General features: G+C 72.1%; 15 protein-coding genes. 9 read left to right on the forward strand and 6 right to left on the reverse strand.

Annotation, left to right across the window (positions count from 1 at the left end):
* Positions 1-85: 85 nt before the first annotated feature.
* Entirely contained in the window at positions 86-763 is a 678-nt protein-coding gene (gene vanR-Sc / locus AB0M46_RS19520; RefSeq protein ID WP_363337789.1) for a VanSc-type vancomycin resistance response regulator transcription factor VanR, read from the forward strand.
* 11 nt (positions 764-774) lie between these two features.
* Entirely contained in the window at positions 775-1,062 is a 288-nt protein-coding gene (locus tag AB0M46_RS19525) for a hypothetical protein (protein WP_363337790.1), read from the forward strand.
* A gap of 48 nt (positions 1,063-1,110) precedes the next feature.
* Here AB0M46_RS19525 and AB0M46_RS19530 read toward each other — a convergent pair whose 3' ends face one another.
* From AB0M46_RS19530 to AB0M46_RS19545, 4 genes are all read right to left on the reverse strand, one after another.
* Complete coding sequence (locus AB0M46_RS19530) at positions 1,111-2,712, reverse strand: methyl-accepting chemotaxis protein (protein ID WP_363337791.1); 1,602 nt, start codon at positions 2,710-2,712, stop codon at positions 1,111-1,113.
* 249 nt (positions 2,713-2,961) lie between these two features.
* Complete coding sequence (locus tag AB0M46_RS19535) at positions 2,962-3,363, reverse strand: hypothetical protein (protein ID WP_363337793.1); 402 nt, start codon at positions 3,361-3,363, stop codon at positions 2,962-2,964.
* A 156-nt stretch (positions 3,364-3,519) separates the two neighbouring features.
* On the reverse strand, positions 3,520-4,341 hold the full coding sequence (locus AB0M46_RS19540) for an ATP-binding cassette domain-containing protein (RefSeq protein WP_363337795.1): 822 nt from the start codon (positions 4,339-4,341) through the stop codon (positions 3,520-3,522).
* Between the two features lie 5 nt (positions 4,342-4,346).
* Positions 4,347-5,033: an FCD domain-containing protein gene (locus AB0M46_RS19545; RefSeq protein WP_363337797.1), complete on the reverse strand. Its 687-nt coding sequence runs from the start codon at positions 5,031-5,033 to the stop codon at positions 4,347-4,349.
* A 166-nt stretch (positions 5,034-5,199) separates the two neighbouring features.
* Here AB0M46_RS19545 and AB0M46_RS19550 point away from each other — a divergent pair, with 166 nt between their 5' ends.
* Complete coding sequence (locus AB0M46_RS19550; RefSeq protein WP_363337798.1) at positions 5,200-5,979, forward strand: SDR family NAD(P)-dependent oxidoreductase; 780 nt, start codon at positions 5,200-5,202, stop codon at positions 5,977-5,979.
* Here the strand turns inward: AB0M46_RS19550 and AB0M46_RS19555 are convergent.
* The gene (locus tag AB0M46_RS19555; protein WP_363337800.1) at positions 5,948-8,866 is read right to left on the reverse strand and encodes a BTAD domain-containing putative transcriptional regulator; all 2,919 of its coding nucleotides are present in this window, start codon (positions 8,864-8,866) and stop codon (positions 5,948-5,950) included. The genes AB0M46_RS19550 and AB0M46_RS19555 overlap by 32 nt on opposite strands.
* Positions 8,867-9,088: 222 nt before the next feature.
* On the opposite strand from AB0M46_RS19555, the gene AB0M46_RS19560 reads away from it, so the two are divergent.
* From AB0M46_RS19560 to AB0M46_RS19570, 3 genes are all read left to right on the forward strand, one after another.
* On the forward strand, positions 9,089-10,030 hold the full coding sequence (locus AB0M46_RS19560) for a zinc-binding alcohol dehydrogenase family protein (protein WP_363337801.1): 942 nt from the start codon (positions 9,089-9,091) through the stop codon (positions 10,028-10,030).
* Between the two features lie 136 nt (positions 10,031-10,166).
* Positions 10,167-12,947 (forward strand): LuxR family transcriptional regulator, encoded by a 2,781-nt coding sequence (locus AB0M46_RS19565; protein ID WP_363337803.1) that lies wholly within the window; start codon positions 10,167-10,169, stop codon positions 12,945-12,947.
* A gap of 93 nt (positions 12,948-13,040) precedes the next feature.
* Positions 13,041-13,733, forward strand: coding sequence for an alpha/beta hydrolase (locus tag AB0M46_RS19570; RefSeq protein ID WP_363337804.1), 693 nt, complete (start codon positions 13,041-13,043; stop codon positions 13,731-13,733).
* A 108-nt stretch (positions 13,734-13,841) separates the two neighbouring features.
* Here the strand turns inward: AB0M46_RS19570 and AB0M46_RS19575 are convergent, their stop codons facing one another.
* A complete protein-coding gene (locus AB0M46_RS19575) occupies positions 13,842-14,990 on the reverse strand; it encodes an epoxide hydrolase family protein (protein WP_363337806.1) in 1,149 nt (382 codons plus the stop codon).
* 269 nt (positions 14,991-15,259) lie between these two features.
* Between AB0M46_RS19575 and AB0M46_RS19580 the strand changes: the two genes are divergently transcribed.
* From AB0M46_RS19580 to AB0M46_RS19590, 3 genes are all read left to right on the forward strand, one after another.
* Positions 15,260-16,231, forward strand: coding sequence for a TIGR03557 family F420-dependent LLM class oxidoreductase (locus AB0M46_RS19580; protein ID WP_363337808.1), 972 nt, complete (start codon positions 15,260-15,262; stop codon positions 16,229-16,231).
* A gap of 127 nt (positions 16,232-16,358) precedes the next feature.
* Entirely contained in the window at positions 16,359-17,417 is a 1,059-nt protein-coding gene (locus tag AB0M46_RS19585) for an NAD(+)/NADH kinase (RefSeq protein ID WP_363337810.1), read from the forward strand.
* A gap of 52 nt (positions 17,418-17,469) precedes the next feature.
* On the forward strand, positions 17,470-18,381 hold the full coding sequence (locus AB0M46_RS19590; RefSeq protein ID WP_363337812.1) for an NADP-dependent oxidoreductase: 912 nt from the start codon (positions 17,470-17,472) through the stop codon (positions 18,379-18,381).
* The last annotated feature ends 37 nt before the right edge of the window (positions 18,382-18,418 follow it).

Raw genomic sequence — 18,418 nt, forward strand, 5'->3', positions numbered from 1 at the left:
CATGGAGCTGGCCGACGCGGCGTGGTGTTGTCGTCGGTGGCTTTCCGTACGCCGACGATATGTGCCCGCTCCTAGCATGGAGTGCATGCGTGTGCTGGTCGTCGAGGACGAGCCCTACATGGCCGAGGCCATCCGCGATGGGCTGCGCCTGGAGGCGATCGCGGCCGACATCGCCGGTGACGGCGACACGGCGCTGGAGTTGCTGAGCGTCAACGCCTACGACATCGCCGTCCTCGACCGCGACATTCCCGGGCCCTCCGGTGACGAGATCGCCGAAAGCATCGTCGCCTCCGGCAGCGGCATGCCGATCCTGATGCTCACCGCCGCGGACCGGCTCGACGACAAGGCCTCCGGCTTCGAGCTCGGCGCCGACGACTACCTCACCAAGCCGTTCGAACTGCAAGAGCTCGTGCTCCGTCTCAGAGCACTCGACCGCAGGCGCGCGCACAACAGGCCGCCCGTGCGGGAGATCGCCGGCCTGCGTCTGGACCCGTTCCGCCGCGAGGTCTACCGGGACGGCCGGTACGTCGCACTGACCAGGAAGCAGTTCGCCGTGCTCGAGGTTCTCGTCGCCGCCGAGGGCGGTGTCGTCAGCGCCGAAGAGCTCCTGCAACGGGCATGGGACCACAACGCCGACCCGTTCACCAACGCCGTGCGCATCACGGTCTCGGCACTGCGCAAACGGCTGGGCGAACCCTGGATCATCGCCACCGTGGCCGGCGTCGGCTACCGCATCGACACAGGCACCCGGCACGGGACGTGAGGGAGGAGACCGTGGAGAGAGCTCCTGTCATGAGCGCGCGCCTCAAGCTCACCCTCAGCTACGCCGGCTTCCTCATGCTCGCGGGTGCCCTGCTCCTCGCGGTCGTGTGGGTGTTCCTCCTGCGGTACGTGCCCGACGTGCCACACGAGGACCGCCGTCAGGCGCTGCACCTTCCGGGCCCCACCCGCGAAGACCTCCTGCGCGCGTTCGCCCCGCGGGCAGCCGAAGTGATGGCGTTTGGCATACAACGCGACGGTCCGACCCACGGAGGTACGGAACAACACAGCGTCAGGCTGTAGCGGCGGCGGGATCACGGCATCATTGTGCGGCCCTCGGTCCACTCGTGCTCAAAAGCGGAACTGCGATACGAGCTGCTGGAGGTGGGTCGCCGTGCGGGCCAGATTCTGGCTGGCGGCCTGGGTCTCGGTGATGCTGGCCGCGGCCGTCTGGGAGGCCTCGGCGACGCCGTTGATGTTGTCGGCGATCTCGTTGGTACCGCTCGCGGCCTGGGTGACGTTCCGGCTCATCTCGCCCGTGGTGGCGGTCTGCTCCTCCACGGCGGCCGCGATGGTCGACTGGTACTGGTTGACCCGCTCGATGACCTCCGCGATGCCGGAGATGGACACCCTGGCGGCCTGCGCGTCCGTCTGGATCGCGGCGACCCGGGCCGAGATGTCCTCGGTCGCCTTCGCCGTTTCCTGGGCCAGATCCTTGACCTCGCTGGCCACCACCGCGAAGCCCTTGCCCGCGTCGCCGGCCCGGGCCGCCTCGATGGTGGCGTTCAGGGCCAGCAGGTTGGTCTGCTCCGCGATCGAGGTGATCAGGTTCAGCACGTTGCCGATCTCCGTCGAGGAGGAGCCCAGCTTTCCCACGGTCTCGTTGGCGCTGCGGGCGTCGCGCACGGCCTGCCCGGCGACCGCGGCGGCCTCGGCGGCGCTCTGCGCGATCTCCTTGATGGAGGCGGCCATCTGCTCGGCGCCGGTCACCACGCTGTGCACGCTGCTGGACACGTGCGTCGCCGACGCCGCCACCACGCCCGCCTGGGCGCTGGTCTCCTCCGCCGTCGCGGCGATCTGCTCGCTGGTGACCGACAGCTCCTCCGAGGATGCGGCAACGCTGCCCGCCGTCTCGGCGACCGCCGCGATCGTCTGCCGCGTGCGGGTGGTCGCGGCGTCGAGGGCCTTCGCCATCTGCCCCACCTCGTCGCGCGAGTCGACCTCGGCCAGCCGGGTCAGGTCGCCGGCGGCCACCGCCGACAGCACCTCCTGCACCCGTCGCAGCGGCCTGGTGAGCATGCGGCTGACCCACCAGGCCAGCAGCAGCGCGACCGCGATGCCGGCGCCCAGCACGGTAAACAGCAGGGTCCGGCCCTGCTGGTAGGTGGAGCGGGCGGCGGCGACGGTGCGCTCGGCCTGCCTCACCTCCGCCTTGGTCGCGGTGTCCAGCTCGGCCAGGGCCTTCGCGGACAGCGGCGCCGTCACCTGGGCGCTGACTTTGACGAAGGTGGCGAAGTCGTTCGCCCGCGCCGCCGGGAGCAGCTGATTGTTCAGCACCTCACGGTACTGCTGCCACAGGTCCATGAACCGCCGCACGGCCGCAGGGTCGGCAGCGGTCGGACGGTACGCGTTGATGTTCGTATCCACCGCGGAGTCGGCGGTGCGTACCCGCTGCTCGGCCGCGTCGACCGCCGCCTGGTCGGCGGCGAGTGCCGCGTCGCGCAGGGCGATGCGGACCGCGTTGGCCTGCACCCGGGCCTCGGCCAGGTACATCGTCGGGACGAGGTTCTTCTCGTTGATGTCCTGCCCGCGCCGGTACGTGCTCGACAGCGCGACGGTGGCGACAACGCCGCCGGCCACCGCCGCGACGGCGACAGCGGCGACGGCCGTGAGGATCTTCGTGCCGACCCTGCGGTCGGCGAACCACCGGACCGGACCAGCGGAACTTGCCATGGACGTACCCTTCGCACGCATGCCCGGGGACGTCACGCTCGCCGCAGGGGCCGGCCGCCATGACGCCTGTGCACGAAGCGGTCCCCGCCTGCGACGAACCGCGATATCGAGACCCCGCATCGACCGTTGCCGGAGGGGTTACTGATCACGACGATACGGCGGCGGGTGACCCGGCGAGGTCGATTCACGCAAGGCCGATCCGCGGTGGTACCGCGGGCCGGCTGACGGCCCGCGGTACCACTGGGGGTCTTACTTGTTGTCCTTCAGGCAGAGGACCGTGCCCTTCTGGCCCTTCTTGCCCTCCCAGTAGGTGGCCGTCGTGGCGTCCCACTGGTCGCACACGCCTTTCGCGTCGACCTCGCTCTCGGTCTTGTCCTCGACCCGGCCGAGCACGGTGAAGTTCGCGTCGGCGGTGTCGCACTTGACGATCGACAGGTCGTTCGCGCCCTTCTGGTGCAGGCAGTCGCCGACCTTGGCGTTCAGCGCGTCGTCGCGGCTGAGGTACCAGCCGACGCCGCCCAGCACGACCAGGACGACGAGCGAGATCACCAGCCGCGGGACCTTGAAGCCCTTCTTGGCCGGCTGCGGCGCGACGGGCTGCTGCAGGGGCGACTGCTCCTGCGGCGGCTGCTGCTGCTGGGGTGTGGTCATAATATTGGTGCCTCCCGTTGAATGCGTACCGGGTACACCTACAGGGTCGGGACCGGTTCGTCGAGGGATTGTCCACTCTCTGACTTGTGATCTTGGTCGCTTTACACGGACCGCAGAGGGCCCATGTGCAAGCGGTAGCGGCGAACGCCTCCGCCGCTACGCCCCGGTCTTGGCGGTACGGGCGATCCACCGTCCGTCGCGATGTTCGACCTCGATGGGGTGATCGAAGGTGGTGGTCACGTGCTCGCTGGTGAGGACCTCGCTCGTCGGGCCCGCCTCGACGATCCGGCCGCCGGCGAGCAGCAGTGCGTGGGTGGTCGTCTCGGGCAGTTCCTCGAGATGGTGGGTGACCAGGACCGAAGTGAGGTCCGGATGGGTACGGGTGAGCAGGTCGATGGTGTCGAGCAGCTGTTCGCGGGCGGCGACGTCGAGGCCGGTGGAAGGCTCGTCGAGCAGCAGCAGTGCCGGTTCGGGGACGAGGGCCCGGGCGATCAGCGTCCGGCCGCGTTCGCCCTGGGACAGGGTCGGCCAGATGTCGTCGGCCTTGCCGTCGAGGCCGAGCAGGCTGATCAGCTCGCGCGCACGGTCGAGCTCGGCGGGACCGGCCTGCCAACGCGCCGGCGTCTCGATGGTGCCGGTGATGCCGGTCAGGACGACCTCGGTGACCGTCAGCGGGGAACGCAGCGGGTGGCGCGGGTTGACGTGGCCGATCTGCCGGCGCAGTGCCTGCAGTTCGACGCGGCCGAGCTGGCGGCCGAGCACGTGGACGCTGCCGGTGGTGGGGTGGGTGACCGCACCGCAGAAGCCGAGGATGGTGCTCTTGCCCGCGCCGTTCGGGCCGAGCATCACCCAGTGCTCGCCGCGGGCGACGGTGAAGGACACGCCGTGCAGGATCTGCTTGCCGTCCCGGCGGAAGGTCACGTCGGCCAGGTCGAGGATCGTCGGCGGGAAGGTGCTGTGCTGCACGGGGGACCTCACGGGGGTCAGGGCCTTTCGGACGGTTCGGCCGCGGCGGATTTGACCGAGGCGCTCAGCGCGTACGCCGCGTCGGCGGCGGCCTGCGGGTCGTGCTGCTGGATCGCGCGCAACAGCCGGGCATGGGCGGCGCCGACCTCGGGGTCCTCCGGCAGCACGGCAGTGTGCTCGATGGACGCCTCGATCAGCTCGGCGACCGCCGCGTGCAGCCGGATGAGCAGCGGGTTGCCGCTGGAGTGGATGACCGCCCGGTGGAAGTCGGCGTCGGCCTGGGAGTAGGCGATCAGGTCGCCGGCGTCGTGCGCGCGGCTCCTGGCGTCGAAGGCCGACGCCAGGCCGGCGAGCGCCGCCGGGGTGGCGTGCCTGGCCGCGAGCCGGGCGCTGGCGGCCTCGAGGCCGGCGCGGGCGTCGAGGACGTGCTCGAGTGACGACAGGTCGTCGCGGGCCAGCAGCCCGGTGATCTCGTTGGTGGCGCGCACGTAGGTGCCGTCGCCGATCCGGGGTTCCAGCAGGCCCGTGATGCTCAGCCCGCGCAGCGCCTCACGCACGGTCGCGCGGCTGACGTCGAGCTCGGCGGCCAGCTCGTGCTCGCCGGGGATCTTCTGCCCGACCGGCCACCGCCCGGAGGCGATCAGGTGCCGGAACTCGTCGCTGACCTGCGTGACCAGCGGCACCTGACGAACCGGCCCGCGCATCAGGAACGCTCCGTTGCCGAACAGGTCATGACGCCACTGTACCGCAAATGCCTGACATTTGTACGGTGGATTTCGCAACGAGGGTGGTAGACGATCTCCAACGAAGTTCCAGCCGATTCCCAACCGTTGCCGCCATCGTGGAGCGGCACACGACGAAAGGGACTTCATGCGCAATATTCTTGTCACTGGCTCGGTCGACGGCATCGGCCTGCGAACCGCGGCCCAACTCGTCGCCGCTGGGCATCGCGTGGTCCTGCACGCCCGCAACGAGGATCGGGCGGCTGTCGCCAAGGCGGCGCTCCCGGAAGCGGCCGGGGTCGCGGTGGGCGATCTGCGCTCGCTCGACGAAACCAAGGCGCTCGCCGGGTCGCTGGCCGCCTTCGGACGCTTCGACACCATCGTGCACAACGCCGGGATCGCCCGGCTGGACAGCCCGCAGCGGGAGCTGACCGGCGACGGGCTGGAGTCGACGTTCCAGGTCAACGTCCTCGCGCCGTACCTGCTGACGGCACTGCTCGCCCAGCCGGAGCGCCTCGTGTTCGTGTCCTCGGCGATGGCCGGGGACGGTGTCGTCGACCTCGCCGACCTGCAGTACGACCGTCGCCCGTGGAACGGGACCGAGGTGTACTCCACCTCCAAGTTGCTGGACCTGATGCTCGCCGTCGCCATCGCCCGTCGCTGGCCCGGGACACTGAGCAACGCGGTCGACCCCGGGTGGGTGCGGACCAGGATGGGCGGCGACGCGGCGCCGACGAGCCCGGACGACGCCGCGTCGGCCCAGGTGCGCCTCGCCGCCGGCACCGACCCCGACGTCCTGGTCAGCGGGCACTACTTCAGCGACCGCGACTGGCGGCCGTCCGAGGCCACGCTGGACCCGGCGCTGCTGGACGCCCTGCTCGCACACTGCGGTGACCTCACCGGCGTCCAGCTGCCCGAGGATGCGTAGGCTGCGCACGCACGTCTGGCACCGTGACCTCGGACGAGATCGCCGGCGACAGCACGCCCTCGAGCCGTTGATCTCCGAACGGTGGGGCTGACCGGAGCCACGCCATCGTCTGCTCCACCGAACGGTCGCGCCCGCGCGCCTCAGCCGCCGCGAACCCCTCCGGCGGGCTGCCCGACGGTATCTCCGCGAGGTAGCCCGCCAGTTCGGCGTCCATCGCCTCGGCCTGGTATCCCACGCGATCACCCAGCGACCGCACCGTGCTGAGCAGTTCCACCGCGTCCTCGGCCCGGCCCGCGCGGGCCATGAGGTGCGCGGACATCGCCACGCTCACCAGCCACCCGGTCGTGTCCGCGCAGCGGTGGGCCTCCTCGAGCATCCGCCGGACCAGCACCGCTGCCGGGCCGGGCCGGTCCAGCGATAGCTCGATCTTGCTCAGCAACCACAACACCGACACCGTCGCCCAGCCGTGACCGCACCGGTCGGCCTCGTGCAGGGCGGCGGCGAGCGTCGCTTGCGCCTGCGCGGCCAGGCCGGACCGGCGCTGCGCCTCGCCGAGACACATCAGTGCCTCCGCCGCCGTGGCATGGTGACCCACCGACCGGGCGAGCGCCAATGCCTTGGTCGCGTGCCGCGCTGCCGCCGGCGCGGCGCCGTCGGCGGCCTCGAAGTACGCGATCGTCGCGAGGACCCGCGCCCGCACCCCCGGGTCCTCGGTGGCGGCGCCGTGCCGCCCGGCCACCGCCAGCGCCTCCGCGACCTGGCCCCGCGCTCCGCTGACATACCGCAGCAGCGCGAGCCCCATGGCGGCGCGGGCGAGCAGCGCATGCTCGAGCATGCGCGGATCCGCCTGCCGCAACGCGGGCTCCAGATAGTGCAGACCGTCGTCGACGCGGCCCTGGCGGAACCAGAACCAGTACAGTCCACCGGCGATCCGCAGCACGGCCGCGGTGTCGCCGGCCGCGCTCGCCCGGCGCAGCGCCGCACGCACGTTGTCGCTCTCGAGGTGCAGCAACCGCATCCACGTGGCGCTGCCGGGCCCGCGTAGCTCGTCGCCGGCGATGTCCGCCAGCTCGCGGATCCAGGCGGTGTGCCGAGCGCCCAGCGCAGCACGACGCTCGACGGGTGTGCGGCGCACCGCGTACTGGCGGATGGTCTCCAGCATCACGTAACGCCGGTCGTCGCTGTTCACCACGGCCGCCACGGTCACCAGCGACTTCTCCACCAGGCTGGTCAGGTCGACCAGGATGTCGCTGCGCCCGGTCACCGCCCGGGCCGCGGACAACGCGAAACCACCCTCGAACACCGCCAACGCCTGCAGCGACTCCCGTTCCGCATCGTTGAGCAGCTCGTACCACGAGTCCATCAGACCCAGCAGCGTTGTGTGCCGCGAGCTGGTGCGCTCCCCCGCCAGCAGCGCGAACCGGTCGTCGAGATGCTCCAGGATCTGTCGCGGTGACAGGACGCGGCACTGCGCGGCGGCGAACTCGATGGCCAGTGGCATACCGTCGAGGGCGGCGCAGAGGCGGGCGATCAGCCGCCGCTCCTGCGCGCCCGGTGACCAACCGCCGCGCACGGCGGCGGCCCGCGCGACGAACAGCGTGACCGCCTCGCCCTCGACGCCGCTCGACAATGGCGGTACCTCGAACAGATGCTCCCCGTCGACGCGCAACGACTGGCGGCTGGTGGTCAGGACCCGGACCTGAGGGCAGGCACTGAGCAGCGCGGAGACGAGCGCACCGACGGCGGCGGCCAGGTGCTCGCAGTTGTCCAGCACGATCAGCATCGCGCGCGAGCGCAGCGCCGCGATCAGGGTGTCGATGCCACCCGTGCCGGTGATCTGCAGCGCCGCGCAGAGCTGCCCGGCCAGCACGGAGGGCTCGTGCAGGCCGGCCAGCTCGACGAACCACGGGCCGTCGGCGTCCCTGCGCGCACCGGCCACCGCCAGGGCGAGCCGCGTCTTGCCCATGCCGCCCGCGCCGGTGAGCGTCACCAGGCGGTGCCGGCTCAGCAGATCGGAGACCGCCTGCCGTTCGCCGACCCGCCCCACCAGTGTCGAGATCGAGTGCGGCAGGTTGCCCGAGCTCCTGGCGGCGTCGCCGCGGTCCGGGAACGGCGCCGGCACCAGCGTGAGCGCCTGGTCCAGGATGTCGTGGTGCACCTCGGCGAGCTCCGGTCCGGGTTCGACGCCGAGCTCGTCCATCAGGCGGGTGCGCGCGTCCCGCAGCGCCGCCAGCGCGTCGCCCTGGCGGCCGGCCCGGTACAGCGCCTGCGCCAGCAGCGCCCAGCCCCGCTCCCGCAGCGGGTGTTCGGCAAGGAACGCCCGCAGCTGAGCGGCGGCCGACTCGTGCGCGCCCAACGCGATCAGTGCGGCCAGGCGGTGTTCCACGGCACCGGTCCGCAGCTCCTGGAGCCGTTGCGACTCCGCGACCACGAACTCGTGGTCCGCGCAGTCCGCATACGCCGGTCCCCGCCAGAGGGCCAGCGCCTCGTCGAACCGGACCAGCGCAGACCTGGCGTCACCGTCGGCCAGCAGGTCGCGTCCCTGGGTCACCGCCGTGCCGAACCGGTCGGCGTCGAGCGTGATCGACCCCAGCCGCAACGCGTACCCGGCGCCGTCTCGTATCAGCACCCGTCCGGGCTGCCGCGGCAGGCGGCCGGGCTCGAGCGCCCGGCGCAGGACCGACAGGTAACCCTGCGCGGTGATCCGTGCACTCGGCGGCGGGTCGTGCGGCCACAGGCAGTCGACCAACGCGTCGATCGACACGAACCGGCCCTTGGCGATGACCAGGCGGCACAGCAACGTACGCGGTGCCGGGCCTCCGACGGCGACGGCTCGGCCGTCGTGCAGCACGACGGTCGGGCCGAGCACACCGAGCGTCAGCTCCACCCGGGCATCGGATGCAGCGGCAATGTTCACGACACCTCACGTGCGGGTCTAGATCGTTTCCATCCAGCCCAAGGGTTGCCAATACACCGTTCGACTGTCAGCCGCATGTATGACAGCTACGGGCGCGACCTACGCCCACGATGGGTAGACGACTGCGTTGCCCGGGCGGCCTCACCCGTCGCTCCGCCCGCCGGGCGCCCACGACGGAACTACGGTGGAAGCATGAAGGCCGCCGTACTCGACGACGTGGGTGTCCCGCCACACTTCGGGGACTTCGCCGAGCCCGAACCCGGCGAGGGTCAGGTCGTGGTGGACGTGGCCGCCGCCGGCGTGAACCACCTGGACCTGGCCAAGGCTTCCGGCTCGTTCTACACCGGGCCGCCGCCGATTCCGTCCGTGGTGGGCTCCGACGGGGTCGGCCGGACGGCCCACGGCCGGCGCGTCTACTTCGACGCCCCGGTGGCGCCATTCGGGTCCTGGGCCCAGCGGACCCTGGTGCCCGAGACGGACCTGCTCGACGTGGCCGCCGGCGTGGACGACGCCACCGCGGCCGCGCTGGGCAACACCGGCCTGACCGCATGGCTCGCCCTGAGCTGGCGCGCCAGGCTGCAGCCCGGCGAGTCGGTGCTCGTCCTCGGCGCGACCGGAGCGGTGGGGTCCGTCGCGGTGCAAGCCGCCAAGGCCCTGGGCGCCTCCCACGTGATCGCCGCCGCCCGTAACCCGGACCGCCTGCGGCGGGCACGACAGCTCGGCGCGGACGCCACGGTGGTCCTCGCCCCCGGCACCGACCTGCGGTCCGCCTTCCGGCAGGCGGCCGGCGACCACGGCATCGACGTCATCATCGACCCGCTGTGGGGCGAACCGGCCCTGGCGGCCATGCAGGCCGCCGCACCCGGGGCACGGCACGTCCAGATCGGCGCCTCCACCGGCCCCACCATCGACCTCCCCTCGACGGTGATCCTCGCCGCCGAACTGGAGATCCTCGGGTTCGTGGTCTTCCGGGTCCCGCTGCAGACGCGGCGCGACGCATACCGGACCCTCACCGAACGCGCCGCCCTCGGCGAGATCGCCGTCGACGTGATCCGGCTGCCACTGGCCGAGGTCGCCAGCGCCTGGGAGCAGGAACGGCACGGCGCGCACGCCAGGCTCGTCCTGACGCCATAGCCACGGGCCCACCAGCCTTCAGCCATACGGCATCAAGCATCTCGGCCCGTTACCCCTAGGATGCGGTAACGGGCCGGGATGGTCAGGGAGTTCGGCGCTTCCGGGGTTCGAGTCCCCGGCGGCCCACGTGCGCGATGTGTCTGTCGGTGGTGTGACGGCGGGTGGCGGCGGCGAGGCCGACGTGGTCGGTCGTGACGACGACCTCCTGGTGCTGCGTTCGTTCGTGGATCGGTCAGGGCGTGCGGGTGGCGCCCTGTTGCTGTTCGGTGAGCCCGGTGTCGGCAAGACGGTGCTGCTGGGGGCGGCGGCCGGGCACGCCACGACGGCGGGGACGCACGTGCTGGTGGCTTCGGGCACACAGTTCGAGGCGGCGTACAGCTTCGCGGCCCTGCACCAGGCCCTGCGCCCGTTGATCGAGGATCTCGCGGGGCTGAGCCCGGCGCACCGGCGCACGCTCGGTATCGCGCTGGGGGTCCGCCACGGGTCACCACCCGGCCTGCTGATGATCGCCAACGCGGCGCTGGCGCTGCTCGACCGGGCGGCGGCGAGCGGTCCGGTGCTGCTGATGCTCGATGACCTGCAGTGGCTGGATCGGGCCAGCGCCATGGTGTTCGCGATCGTCGCGCGTCGCCTGCCGGCCCGGGTGGGGCTGCTGGCGGCGTACCGGATCGGGGAGGAGAGCTTCTTCGACCGGGCGGGGCTGCGGGAGCACGAGGTCCGGCCGCTCGACGAGCGAGCCGCGACGACGCTGGTCGCCCAGCGGTTTCCGGCATTGGCGCCCCGGGTCCGGCGGCGCCTGCTCGCGGACGCCCAGGGCAACCCGCTGGCGCTGCTGGAGCTTCCGCTGGCGCTCACCGATCGCCAGCAGTCCGGCATGGGATCGCTGCCCGAGGTACTCCCGCTGAACCGCCGTCTCCAGGCGGCCTTCGAGTCGCGGGTACGAGGCCTGCCCGAACCGACCCGGCGCCTCCTGCTGCTGGCCGCACTGGACGGCACGGGCAGGCTGGACACCCTCGCCACGGGTGCCGGGGGCCTCGCGGCGCTGGCCCCGGCCGAGCGGGCCGGCCTGGTCCACGTCGACGAGCACGCCGGCACCGTGGCGTTCCACCACCCGCTGACCCGCTCGGCGGTGGTTGACCTGTCCACGGTGGACGAGCGCGTGCGGGCGCACACCGATCTTGCCGGGAGCCTGGCGCACCGCCCGGAGCGGCGCGCCTGGCACCTGGCCCAGGCGACCATCGGCACCGACGAAGGGGTGGCCCGCCTGCTCGAGGACGCCGCGCACACGGCCCGCAGCCGGGGTGACGCCGCCGGGGCGGTCACCGCCTTGCTGTACGCCGCCGACCTCAGCCCGGTGGGCGCCGGCCGCAGCCGCCGGCTCGCCGAAGCGGCGTACCTCGGCGCGGTCGTGACCGGTGATCTGCGCGATGTCCCCCGCCTGCTCGCCGATGCCCGCGAGAGCGACGGCGACCGGCCGCTCGTGTCCGCGGTCGCCGCCGCGCATCACCTGCTGCTCAGCGGCGAGGGCGACGTCGACACCGCACACCGGCTGCTGGTCGGCGCCATCGAGATGCAGCCGACGCCGTACGACGGCGGCAACGCCACGCTGGTCGAGGCGTTCTACACCCTCGGCTGGGTGTGCTACTTCGGCGGACGGGCCGAGCTGTGGGAGCGGTTCCGCACCGCGCTCGCCCGGCTCACCCCTCCGGTGCCCGAGCTGCTCGCGCTGATGGCCGGGACGTTCGCCGACCCGGCCCGCACCGCGCCGGCGTTGCTCGGTCGCATCGACCGGGCGATCGCCGACCTGACCGACCAGGCCGATCCGGTGTGGAGCGTCAGGGTCGGCCTGTCCGCGATGTTCGTCGACCGGCTCACGTTCTGCCGCACCGCGCTGTCCGGCATCCTGCGTGACGACCGCGGCGCGGCCGTCACGCTGTCCCTGCACGCCCGTTCCCTGCTCGGCCTGGACCAGATGATGACCGGCGAGTGGGACGAGATGCGACCACTCGCCGAGGAACACATCGCACTGTGCCGCACCCACAACTACCGGTTGCTGGAATGCATCGGCCTGTACCTGCTGGCGATGCTGGCCGCCGCGCGCGGCGAGCACGACACCGTCAAGCGGCTGACCGACCGGATGACGATGTGGGCGGCCCCGCGCCGCGCCAGCCTCGTCTCGCGTATCGCCGCCCAGGCGATGCTGACGGATGCGCTCGGCCGCGGGGACTTCGAGGAGGCGTACCGGCACGCCGCGGTGATCACCCCCGTCGGCGAGCTGGCCGACCACGTGCCGCACGCACTCTGGGTGATCATGGATGTGGTGGAGGCGGCGGTGCGTACCGGACGAAGCGCCGAGGCGGCGGCGCACGTCGCCGCGGCCCGCACCTCCGGCGTGGCCGGGATGTCCGCGCGGCTGGCCATGACCATCGAAGGGGCGGCCGCCCTGGCCGCGACCGACGAGGAAGCGCCGGCCCGGTTCGCCGCGTCGCTCGCCGTCGCGGGCGGCGAGCGCTGGCCGTTCGATCGCGCCCGGATCGCGCTCGCCTACGGCGAACGGCTGCGGCGCGGCAAGGCCACGACCGAGGCGCGCCGGCACCTGACCGCCGCCCTGGACACCTTCCAGCGGCTGGACGCCCGCCCGTGGGCGGCGCGGGCGGCGGCCGAGCTGCGCGCGACCGGCCAGACCACGGGTCACCTGGCCCCGGCCGGTCCGGGCGCGCTGACGCCGCAGCAGCGCGAGATCGCCGAGCTCGCGGCCGCCGGCCTGACCAACAAACAGATCGGCGAGCGGCTCTTCCTCTCACCCCGGACAGTCGGTACCCACCTGTACCAGATGTTCCCGAAACTGGGGATCACCTCGCGTGCGGCCCTCCGGGATGCGCTGGCGGACACCGACCCGCCGGCGCCGGGCGGTTGACCCGTACCAGTCATTTGACGCAATCGACCGGGGCCACCGGCCGCCTACCGTCACTCGCGTCGCACCGATCCAGTGCATGAGGAGTGATACGTCATGAGCTCTCCAGCAGTATCCAACGTGGTGCTCGTCCACGGCGGCTTCGTCGACGGGTCCGGCTGGCAGCCGGTGTACGACCGGCTCGTGCGGGACGGGTACCGCGTCAGCGTCGTGCAGAACCCCACCTTCTCGCTCGACGGTGACGTCGAGGCGACCCGGCTCGTCCTCGACCGCCAGGACGGTCCCGCGATCCTGGTCGGCCACTCGTACGGCGGAGCCGTGATCAGCGAGGCCGGCAACCACCCGCGGGTGGCCGCGCTGGTGTACATCGCCGCGTTCGCGCCCGACAAGGGCGAGTCGGTGAACTCCCTCATCGCCGACCCGCCCCCGGGTGCCCCGGTCCCGCCGATCCTGCCGCCCGTCGACGGCTTCCTCTTCCTCGACCGGGAGAAGTTCCACGCCTCGTTCGCCGGTGACCTTCCGGCCGACCAGGCCGCGTTCCTCGCCGACTCCCAGGTGCCGTGGGGCGTGGACGCGCTCAGTGGCGCCGTCAACGAACCCGCGTGGCGCACCAAGCCGAGCTGGTACCTGGTCGCCACCGACGACCGCATGATCCCGCCGCCGGCCCAGCGGGCGATGTCCGAACGCACCGGCTCGACCGTCGTCGAGGTCGCCGGCAGCCACGCCATCTACGTCTCCCAGCCCGACGCGGTCGCCGACCTGATCAAGCTGGCGGCAGCGGCCGGCTGAACCAGCCGGGGACCCCTCGCCTCGCCCGGCCCGGTATGACCTGCCACCCCTGTTGCACGCACGATCCGGGGGTGTTGTCGCCGGGCCGGGTGGAGCCGGCGGAGATCGTCAACGCATCTCCCGGAACGCACGGCGCACCTGGTCGACGAACAGGTCCGGCTGTTCGAACGCGGCGAAGTGGCCGCCCCGGTCGAGGAGTTCGTAGAAGCGCAGGTCGGCGTACTGCCCCTCGCACCAGCGCCGCGACGGCCGCATGATCTCCTTCGGGAACACCGAGACGCCGACCGGCACACTCACCGGCGGAATGGTCCGCCCGCCGCCGCGCGCGAACCCGTCCTCCCAGTAGATGCGCGCCGACGAGGCGCCGCTGCGGGTGTGCCAGTAGACGCTGATGTTGTCGAGCATCTGGTTGCGGTTCAGGGCGGTGAGCGGGTCGCCGGCGTGGTCGGTCCACGCCCAGAACTTCTCGGCGATCCAGGCGCACTGGCCGACCGGCGAGTCGACCAACGCGTACCCGATCGTCTGCGGGCGGGTCGCCTGCTCCACGGCGTAGCCGCTGCCCCACGCCCTGTGGTACGCCTGGTCCGCGAGGCTGTGCCGTTCGAAGTCGGTCAGCTCCTCGGCGGTGTCCGCCGTGGACGCCGGGACGGCCCGCGGCGCGAAGTTGAGGTGGATGCCGACGACGCGGCCGGGATGTTGCGCGGCCAGGTGGGTCGTCACCGTCGCACCCCAGTCGCCGCCCTGCGCGCCGAAGCGTTCGTAACCGAGCCGGCTCATCAGCACCGCCCACGCCGCGGCGATGCGGGACGGTCCCCAGCCCGGCTCGACCGGCTTCCCGCTGAACGCGAACCCGGGCAGCGACGGGCACACCACGTGGAAGGCGTCGGCCGCGTCGCCGCCATGTGCGACCGGGTCGGTGAGCGGGCCGAGGACGTCGAGGAACTCCACGACGGAGCCGGGCCAGCCGTGTGTCAGCACGAGCGGCAGCGCGTCCGGTTGCGGCGACCGGACGTGGAGCAGGTGGATGTCCAGCCCGTCCACGTCGGTGACGAACTGTGGCAGGGTGTTGATCCGGTGCTCGAAGCGGCGCCAGTCGTAGCCGTCGGCCCAGTAGTCGCACAGCTCCCGCAGCCAGCCGGCGGGCACGCCCTGGCTCCAGTCCGGCACCGTCGCCGGTTCCGGCCAGCGGGCCCCGGACAGCCGCCGCCGCAGATCCTCGAGAGCGTCGTCGGGGACGTTCACGGTGAACTCCTCCACGCCGCCACCGTAGGCCGGGCGGGTACCGCCGGCGGGTCGTTGCGGAGCCGCTCACCCGCCGAGCACCTCCGGCCGCGGGTCATCTCCAGATGCCGGCTTCGGTGCCGTCGAGGAGGACGTGAGGCCACCGGCGTCCGTCGTCGCGACGACGCGGGCCGGCACGTGTCAACCGGCCGTCGCGATGCCGAAGGGTCCTTCCCGGAGTTGGAGATCTCCGCTGGAGGCGTTCGGGTGGCGTAGCCGGTTCGGTAGCGGGTAGCGCAGCCCGTATGAGGCTGGGGTACGTCTTGTCATGCGAGGAGAACGGGCCGGCCGACCTGATCGAACGGGCCATGGCGGCCGAGCGGGCCGGCTTCGAGGAGCTGTGGATCTCCGATCACTACCATCCCTGGCTGGACGAGCAGGGCCAGTGCCCGTTCGTCTGGTCGGTGATCGGCGCGCTCAGCCAGGTCTGCTCGCTGCCGATCACCACGGCGGTGACCTGTCCTACGGTTCGCATCCACCCGGCGGTCATCGCCCAGGCGGCGGCGACCAGCGCGGTGCTCACCGGCGGGAAGTTCACCCTGGGCGTGGGCACCGGCGAAGCCCTCAACGAGCACATCCTCGGCGACCCCTGGCCGCCGGCCGGCGTCCGCCTCGCCATGCTCGAAGAGGCCGTCGAGGTCATGCGCAAGCTGTGGACCGGACGGTCCGTCACCCACCGCGGTGAGCACTACACCGTGGAGAGTGCGCGGCTCTACACGCTGCCCGAGCAGCCGCCGAAGGTGTTCATGTCCGCCCTCGGCCCGAAAGCCGTCACACTCGCCGCGCGGATCGCCGACGGGTACATCGGCGTCACGCCGGAGCCCGACCTGGTGCGACGGTTCCGTACCGGCGGGGGCGGATCCAAACCCGCCCAGGCCGGCTTCTTCGCGTGCTACGCCCCGACCGAGGACGAGGCGCTGCGGATCGCGCACGAGAAGTGGCGCAACATGGCCCTGCCCGGCGAACTGACCGTGATGCTGCCGTCACCCCGGCACTTCGAGCAGGCAAGCCGGCTGGTCACACCGGACATGCTCAAGAACGTGGTCGTGCTCGGCCCCGATCCCGACCGCCACCTGGCCATGATCGAGCAGTACGACAAGGCCGGCTACGACGACGTATTCGTCGCCAACACCGGCCCGTACTACCGGGAGCTCTGCGACCTGTACGCCACCGAGATCCTGCCGCGCGTGTGGCGGCGGGAGACCATCGGCGCCTGATCCGGCCGCTCGCCTCCCCCGCGAAGGCGTGGGCGCCCAGGCTCGATGGCGCCGTCTACGGATTGATGCCGCAAAACGGCCGGCCGGCGCCGGCCGTGCTGAGGGACATCCCTGGCGAGGAGCGTCCATGATTGACCGGATAGGGCTTGTGGTGCACGGCGGCCGGCCGGCGGCGCTCTCGGCCGCGGGGGACGTCCGTCGCTGGGCCGGCGAACGGGCGATCCAGTGCGTCGACATCGACGTATGGGACTCGCCCGAATGTGGCCGCCTCAGTCCGGCGGACGAGGCCGCGCGCGCCGGCCACCCGAGTCTCATCGTCACCGTCGGCGGCGACGGCACGTTCCTGCGTGGCGTCCGGGTCGCGGCCGCCATCGACGCGATGGTGCTGGGCGTCGACGTCGGCCGGGTGGGATTTCTTACCGAGGTGAAGGCGAGTGCCGTCGCCGCGGCGCTCGACGCCGTGCACACCGGGCAGTTTGCCGTTGACGGCCGGCTCACCTTGACCATGCGGGCCTCGCGCCCGCTGGAGATCCCCGCTGAGATGCAGGTGTTGCTGCGCTACGGCCGTGGCCCGGCGCTTCCGCCGCCACAGGTTCGTCCGAGCGATGCGACGCAGGTGGGCTGGGGCGTGCCGCTCGACGTGATCGCGCTCAACGACGTGGTCTTCGAGAAACTCGTGCGCAATCGTCAGGCGAGTCTCGCCGTCTACGTCAGCGGCCGGCTCTTCGCCTCCTACTCAGCCGACGCGCTGATCATCGCGACCTCGACCGGGTCGACCGCGTACAGCTTCGCCGCCGGCGGCCCGATCGTCTCGCCGCACCTCGACGCGCTGGTCTTCACGCCGGTCGCCCCGCACATGGTCTTCAACCGCAGCCTCGTCCTCGCCGCGCGGGACCAGCGTGTTGCCGTGCGGGTCCTGGAGCGGTCCGGGCGGGTGGCCGTCACCCTCGACGGCCAGCTCCGCGGGGTGCTGGACCCGGGCGACTGGGTCTCCGTCTACGCCGGGCCGCGACGTGCCAAGCTGCTCCGCCTGGCGGAGCATGACTTCCTCGGACGGGTCCGGGACCGGTTCCGGCTGACGGACTCGCCGGCGGCCCTCGCCGACGGTTCCTCGCCGGTGATGTACAGCCCGGCTGAGCCGCTGCCGCAGGACCTCAGGCACCCTGGCCCACCGGACATCCGCTGAGCGGGTCCAAACACTCACGACATACCCAGACAACGACGAACGGAGCTGCGACATGAAGGCGATCGTGTTCGACACGTTCGGCGGCCCCGAGGTGCTGCACATGGCCGACGTTCCCGTGCCCGATCCAGGAGCGCACCAGGTCCGCATCCGGGTACGCGCGAGCGGGGTCAACCCGGTGGACGCCACGATCCGATCCGGCGCGATGCAGGCCATCATCCCGACCACGTTGCCGGCAATCCCCGGCATCGACGTTGCCGGCGTCGTCGACGCGGTCGGAGAAGATGTGACGGATGTGGCGGTCGGCGAGCCGGTGGTCGGTTGGGCCGACCCCCCGGCCGGTTCGTACGCCGAGTACGCCCTGGCCAGCCAGGTTGTCCACATACCGACCGGGCTGTCGTTCGCCGATGCGGTCACGCTGCCCACCGCGACTGAGACCGCCGAGCGCGGCCTGGACCTCCTGGGAGTACGAGCCGGCGAGACCGTGCTCATTCACGGGGCCAGCGGGTCGGTGGGGACCATCGCCGTGCAGCTGGCCGTTGCCCGCGGCGCGACGGTCATCGGCACCGCGAGCGAAGACCATCAGGACTATGTCCGGTCGCTGGGCGCCATCCCGATGCTGTACGGCGAGGGCCTCGTCGACCGGGTCCGCGCGTCGGCCCGGCAGATCGACGCGGTGTTCGACGTGGCCGGCAAGGGTGCGCTGCCCGACTCCAACGCGCTGCGCGGCGGAACCGGCCGGATCGTCACCATCGCCGACCCGGCCGCCCGGGAACTGGGCGTGACGTTCAGCGCCGGCACGCCGAAGGACTGGTCCACGGGCGGCCTGGCCGGGTTGGCGGAGCTGGCCGCGCGCGGACAGCTGACCACCACGGTCGCCGGCACGTACCCGCTCGAACGCGCCGCCGAGGTACAACGCCTCAGCCAGCGTGGCCACGTGCACGGCAAGCTCGTGCTCGTCCCCTGACGTCGCACCAGGAGGCCTCGTCAGCGCCCATCTGGCC

Source organism: Dactylosporangium sp. NPDC051485, from assembly GCF_040682015.1.
GTDB lineage: Bacteria > Actinomycetota > Actinomycetes > Mycobacteriales > Micromonosporaceae > Dactylosporangium.